The 6,204-nt window shown below is 72.3% G+C and carries 6 protein-coding genes; 4 read left to right on the plus strand and 2 right to left on the minus strand.

The features are described from left to right. Window positions 1-183 precede the first annotated feature (183 nt). Complete coding sequence (locus D1643_RS00645; protein ID WP_236643257.1) at window positions 184-864, minus strand: FumA C-terminus/TtdB family hydratase beta subunit; 681 nt, start codon at window positions 862-864, stop codon at window positions 184-186. Then, window positions 861-1,778, minus strand: coding sequence for a fumarate hydratase (locus D1643_RS00650; RefSeq protein WP_160707622.1), 918 nt, complete (start codon window positions 1,776-1,778; stop codon window positions 861-863). Before D1643_RS00650 ends, D1643_RS00645 begins: the two co-directional genes overlap by 4 nt. A 257-nt stretch (window positions 1,779-2,035) precedes the next feature. Here D1643_RS00650 and D1643_RS00655 point away from each other — a divergent pair, with 257 nt between their 5' ends. The 4 genes from D1643_RS00655 to D1643_RS00670 form a co-directional block, all read left to right on the plus strand. After that, window positions 2,036-3,196: an NADP-dependent malic enzyme gene (locus D1643_RS00655; RefSeq protein ID WP_160707624.1), complete on the plus strand. Its 1,161-nt coding sequence runs from the start codon at window positions 2,036-2,038 to the stop codon at window positions 3,194-3,196. Window positions 3,197-3,205: 9 nt separating this feature from the next. After that, window positions 3,206-3,979, plus strand: a complete 774-nt coding sequence (tmk, locus tag D1643_RS00660; RefSeq protein WP_160707626.1) for a dTMP kinase — start codon at window positions 3,206-3,208, stop codon at window positions 3,977-3,979. Further along, a complete protein-coding gene (locus D1643_RS00665) occupies window positions 3,972-5,129 on the plus strand; it encodes a DNA polymerase III subunit delta' (protein ID WP_160707628.1) in 1,158 nt (385 codons plus the stop codon). The genes tmk and D1643_RS00665 overlap by 8 nt, the downstream gene beginning before the upstream one ends. Beyond that, window positions 5,107-6,204, plus strand: a 1,098-nt coding sequence (locus D1643_RS00670) for a regulatory iron-sulfur-containing complex subunit RicT (protein WP_160707630.1), incomplete at its 3' end; no start/stop codon positions are given. The genes D1643_RS00665 and D1643_RS00670, both read left to right, overlap by 23 nt.

Here is a 6,204-nt window from a genome sequence, read left to right on the forward strand (position 1 = left end):
TCCTCTTGGAGGCGGCCGCAGGCATGCAAACTTGCGCTTTCTCGCAGGAAATCGCGGAAAATCCTGCCCGGCTGCGCGCAGCCGCCCGGGCGGAGCCCGACGGCCGCAGCCGGGCAGGCGCCCCCCCACGACCGCAGCCGGGCAGACGCCCCCGGCGACCCTGTGCGTCTGCGGTGCGGCAGGCTAGGGGCGGACGCCGGCCTCCACCTGGCGGTAGAGGTCGGTGCCGGTGACGTCGATGGCCACGAAGACGGGGAAGTCGGCTAGCTCGAGGCGGCGCAGCGCCTCGGTGCCCAGGTCCTCCCAGGCTACAAGCTCGCTTTCGGTCACGTGCGTGGCGAGCAGCGCCGCGATGCCGCCGACGGCGCACAGGTAGACGCCGCCCGTGGCTCGGCAGGCCTCGGCGACGGCGGCTGAGCGTTTGCCCTTGCCGATGGTGGCGACGATGCCGGCCTCCATGAGCTGGGGCGTGGCGAAGTCCATGCGGCTGGCGGTGGTGGGGCCCACCGATCCGAGGGGCCGGCCGGCGGCTGCGGGCGTGGGGCCGGCGTAGAAGAGCGTGGCGCCGTCAAGGCCGAAGGGCAGCGCTCCGTCCGCGTCGAGCGCGGCGAGCGCGCGCTCGTGCCCGGCGTCGCGCATCGTGTAGACCGGGCCGCTGAGCAGCACCTCGTCGCCAGCGCGCAAAGCGGCCAGATCCTCGCGGGAGAGCGGCAGCGTGAGCCGTGCCGGCCTGCGCCCGGCCTCGGCGCCTGCGTCTCGCGTGGCGTCGGCCGCTGCCGGCGTCTCGATCGCGTGCTCCGCGCCAGCTGCGTATCGCATGCCCGCGTCCTGCGCGCCCGTGGCGCCTTGCGTCAGCCCGCTCATCGCGCGCCTCCCTTCTCGGCTGCCGGCGCTCCGGTCTCCCAGCTCACCAGCTCGACAGACTGCGAGCGCATGGCGCAGCAGCCCATGTTCACGGCTACCGGCAGCGCGGCGATGTGGCAGGGCGCCGTCTCCAGGTGCACGGCGAGGGCGGTGGTGGCGCCGCCGAGGGCCGCCGGTCCGATGCCGAGGGCGTTCACCGCCTCGAGCAGCTCGGCCTCGAAGGCCGCCGCCCCGTTCGAGGAGGCCGGCGCGCCCACGGGGCGTAGCAGCGCGTGCTTGGCCAGGCTCGCCACGCGGTCGAAGGTGGCGCCTACCCCCACGCCGATGATGAGCGGCGGGCAGGCGTTGGCGGCCTTCTCGCGCACGCAGTCGAGCACGGCCTCGCGCACGCCGTCGCGCCCGGCGCCGGGCGCGAGCATCACCACGCGGGAGGCGTTGTCCGAGCCTCCGCCCTTGAGCATGACATGGAGCGTGGCACCGCGCCCGGGGACGAGGCGCAGCTCGGTGAAGGCGGGCGTGTTGTCCCCGGTGTTCACGCGGTCGAGCAGCGCGTCGGCCAGCACGCTCATGCGCAGGGCGCCGTCGCGGTAGGCGCGGGCCACCGCGTCGTCTACCCCGTCGAGCACGTTCCCGGGCACCAAAAGCTCGCGGCCCACTTCCAGGCATGCCCACACGGTGCCGGTGTCCTGGCAGATCGGCACAGCGTCTGCCGTGCCGATGGCGGCGTTCTCCAGGATGCGGTCGAGCACGGCCGCCCCGCGGCTTTCGGGTCCCTCGGCCGCACGGGCTGCCTCCAGAGCGGCGCGCACGTCGGGGCGCAGGGTGACGGCGCAGGCGCGCACCGCCGCGTAGGCGGCTGCGGCCACGGCCTCGCGCGTGAGCCCGCGTGCGAGGCCCTCTTCGTCAGCTGGCATGTCTGCCTCCCTTCCTTGACTGAGAGGACAGTGTAGCGCGCTGGCGCGGCCCCGGGGAGGCAGGTGCGCGAAACGGCGCGCCTCGTCGCGTCGAAAGCCGTCGCCCTGGTGCTGCGCCGGCGCGACGACAGCGGGGGGGCTCTTGGCGCCTGTGGTGCGGAAACGGTGCAGCTTGCGTGCCGGAGGTGGGAGCGCGAGGGGCTTGGGGTACAATGAGCAGGTTATAGACGCATCGTACGAGAGGGAGAGCACGCGCCATGGATATCGCCGAGGAGTCACTGCAGCAGCATCGGGCCTGGGGTGGCAAGATCGAGACCACGCCGAAGATGGCCATCGAGGACCGTCATGACCTGGCCGTGGCCTACACGCCGGGCGTGGCTGAGCCCTGCCGCGCCATCGCCGCGGATCCGGAGCGCGCCTACGACTACACCCTCAAGCGCAACACCGTGGCCGTCGTCACCGACGGCAGCGCCGTCCTCGGCCTGGGCAACATCGGTCCTCTGGCCGCGCTGCCGGTCATGGAGGGCAAGGCGGCGCTGTTCAAGGAGTTCGGCGGCGTGGATGCGTTCCCCGTGTGCCTCGACACCCAGGACGTGGACGAGATCGTCGAGACGTGCGTGCGCATCGCCCCGGCCTTCGGCGGCATCAACCTCGAGGACATCGCCGCGCCGCGCTGCTTCGAGATCGAGGCGCGCCTGAACGACGCGCTCGACATCCCCGTGTTCCACGACGACCAGCACGGCACCGCCATCGTCGTGCTTTCGGGCGTCATCAACGCCCTGCGCCTGGTGGGCAAGGACGCGCGCGCCGCCAAGGTGGTGGTGAACGGCGCGGGCTCGGCGGGCATCGCCATCGCCAAGCTCTTGCTCTCCTACGGGTTCGCCGACGTCACCATGTGCGATGTGCGCGGCATCCTGAGCTCGGCCTACGAGGGCATGAACGACGCCCAGCGCGCCATGCTGGCCCGCACCAACCTCGCTGACGCGCAGGGAACCCTCGCTGATGCGATGGTCGGCGCCGATGTGGTCATCGGCGTGTCGGCCCCCGGTGTCATCAGCGGCGCCATGGTGGCCTCCATGGCCGACAACGCCATCGTCTTCGCCATGGCCAATCCCACGCCGGAGATCTTCCCCGATGAGGCGAAGGCCGCCGGCGCGCGCGTGGTGGGCACGGGGCGCTCGGACTTCCCGAACCAGGTCAACAACGTCATCGCCTTCCCCGGCATCTTCCGCGGCGCCTTGGAGGCCCGCGCCGAGCGCGTCACCGAGGAGATGAAGCTTGCCGCCGCCGAGGCGCTCGCCTCCCTCGTCTCCGACGAGGAGCTCTCCGAGGACTTCATCATGCCCGATCCCTTCGACCCCCGCGTGGCCGACGCCGTGGCTGACGCCGTGCGCGAGCGCGCCCTGGGCGCGCGGTAGGGGCCGGCGATGGGCAGGGGAGAGGCGGGCGTCCCGCGCGGCGTGCTCGTCACCTTCGAGGGCGGCGACGGGGCGGGCAAGTCCACCCACATCCGCTTTCTGGCCCGGGCGCTCGCCGACGCCGGGCGCGAGGTGGTGTGCCTGCGCGAGCCCGGCGGCACGGCGGTGGGGGAGGCCCTGCGCGCCATCGTGCTCGACCCGGCCAACGAGGGCCTGGCTGACGAGGCCGAGCTGCTCATCTACGAGGCGGCGCGCGCCCAGCTCTCGGCCAAGGTGATCCGCCCGGCCCTCGAGCGCGGTGCCGTGGTGCTGTGCGATCGCTTCTCCGACTCCACCCTGGCCTACCAGGTGGCCGGACGGGGCCTGCCCGCCGACTTCGTGGAGGCTGCCAACGCCTTCGCCACGGGCGGCGTCGCACCTGATCGCACCCTCGTGCTCACCGCCGGGGACGCCCGCGCCTCGCTCGGGCGCGCCACTCGCGGCACGGCGGGCGACCGCCTTGAGCGTGCGGGCGCGGCCTTCCACGCCCGCGTGAACGACGCCTTCCTCGACCTGGCCCGACGTGATCCGGCCCGCGTGCGCGTGGTGGATTCCTCGGGCGCCCGTTCGGCCACGGCGGCCCAGGTGTTCGGCGAGTTGGCCGACCTGTTCCCCTGGATGGCCGACGCCGCGACGTGCGACGAGGCCTACTTCTCCGTGCTCGATGACAAGCGCGCCCTCCAGGCGTGGCTCGATCGGCCCGCGGGGTCTGGCGCGTGCGCCGAGGGGAGCGCCCGTGCCTGACGCATTCGAGAACATCCTCGGGCAGCCCCAGGTGCGCGACTTTTTGCGCACGAGCGTGAGCACCGAGCGTCTGACCCATGCCTACCTGTTCGCCGGCCCGGCCGGATCGAACAAGACGCTCGCCGCCTATGCCCTCGCCCAGGCCGTCATGTGCCCCAAGGGCCCCCAGGGGCCGCGCGGCGGGCGCTGCGGGGCATGCACCGCGTGCGATCGCGTCATGCGCCGCAAACACCCCGACGTGCGCTACTACGCGCCGGAGGGCGCCGCGGGCTACCTGGTCGAGCAGATCCGCGACATCGTCGCCGACACCTCGCTCGCGCCCATCCAGGCCAAGACCAAGGTCTACATCATCGACCGGGCCGACCTTCTGGGCACCTCTGCCGCCAACGCCTTCCTCAAGACCCTTGAGGAGCCGCCGGCTGACGTGGTCATCATCCTGCTCGGGCGCACCCGCGAGTCGGTGCTGCCCACCATCGTGTCGCGTTGCCAGGTGGTGCCCTTCCGCCACATCCCCGCCGGCGAGGCCGCCGGCATCGTGCGGCAGAACACCGGCGCCTCCCTCGAGACGGCCCGCGTGGCCATCGAGGCCTGCGGCGGCTCCATCACGCGGGCCTGCGAGTTTCTGCGCGCGCCGGGCAACGAGCGGCTGCACTTCCGCTCCCAGGTCCTCGACGTGCTGGCCTCGCTGCGCCGCGCCGACGACTGGGATGTCATCGGGTACGCCGCCGACCTGGTGACGGCCTCCAAGCTGCCCCTTGACGTGGTGCGCGAGTCGCAGGAGGCGGAGCTGGCCGAGAACGCGGACTTCCTGGCCAAGTCGGCCATTCGCCAGATCGAGGCGCGCAACAAGCGCCAGATCACGGCCAAGTCGACCGAGTGCCTGCGCCAGCTTACGGCCATCACGGCCTCGTGGCTGCGCGACGTCATGGCCCAGGCGGCCGGCGCGCCGGAGCTTGTCATCAACGCCGACGCGCGCGCCTCGATCGAGGATGCGGCCTGCGTCGCCGACGAGGCGGCGCTTGCCCGGGCGCTCGCGGCGGTGGATCGCTGCGAGGAGGCCCTTGCGTATAATGTGTCCCCGGAGACGTGCATCGACGTGCTCCTGTTCGAGATAAGAGAGGTCCTCAATGGTTCGGGTAGCACCCATTAACATAGCCTACAATCCGCGTACCCTCTGGTTTGACCCCCGTGACCTGGAGATACGCAAGGGCGACCCGGTGGTGGTGACCACGGCGCGCGGCATCGAGTTCGGCCGCGCCGCCAGTGACGTCATCGAGGTGGACGAGCGCGAGGTGAAGGCGCTCAAGACCCCGCTCAAGCCGGTGAAGCGCCTGGCCACGCCCGAGGACGTGGAGCGCGCCGCGGAGCTCGAGCAGCGCAGCCTCGAGGCGCTGCCGCAGTTCAAGGCCATGGCCGCCGAGGCCCATGCTGACATGCACCCCGTCTCCGTCGAGTTCCTCTTCGACGGAGACAAGGCGGTGTTCTACTTCGAGGCCGAGGAGCGCGTGGACTTCCGCGATCTCGTGCGCAGGCTCGCGTCCCACTTCCACGTGCGCATCGACATGCGCCAGATCGGCGTGCGCGACGAGGCGCGCATCGTGGGCGGGCTGGGCCACTGCGGCCAGGAGCTGTGCTGCAAGCGCATGGGCGGGGAGTTCTGCCCCGTGTCCATCCGCATGGCCAAGGAGCAGGACCTCTCGCTCAACCCCCAGAAGATATCGGGCCTCTGCGGGCGCCTCATGTGCTGCTTGCGCTACGAGTACGACGCCTACAAGGACTTCAAGTCGCGCGCGCCCAAGATGAACGCCACGGTGCAGACTCCCGAGGGGCCGGCCAAGGTGTGCGAGCTCGACGTGCCGCGCGAGACGGTGTCGCTGAGGCTCGAGGGCGAGAAGCCGGTGAGGGTGCCGCTCTCCGCCTTCGAGGCGCCCAAGGAGGGCGCCCGCCCCAATGTGGTGACCGAGGAGGGCTGGGAGGAGGCCAAGGGCGTCGTCGAGGCGGCCACGGGCGACGCGGTGGCGTTCCTCACCTCGCAGCTCACCGGGTCGGACAAGCTGGCGGAGGCCGGCAAGGTGCGTCGCACCCCCGGCGGGAAGCGGAAGGACGACGGGCGGAAGGGCGCGGGGTCCGGCGCGGGGTCGGGCAGCTCGCGCGGACGTGGGCGCGGACGCGGGCGCGGCGACGAGCGTCGCGACGCGCCAGCCGACGAGGCGCGCAAGCCGCGG

The sequence above is a fragment of the Enterorhabdus sp. P55 genome, assembly GCF_009911695.1.
In the GTDB taxonomy this organism is placed as follows: Bacteria; Actinomycetota; Coriobacteriia; order Coriobacteriales; family Eggerthellaceae; genus Enterorhabdus.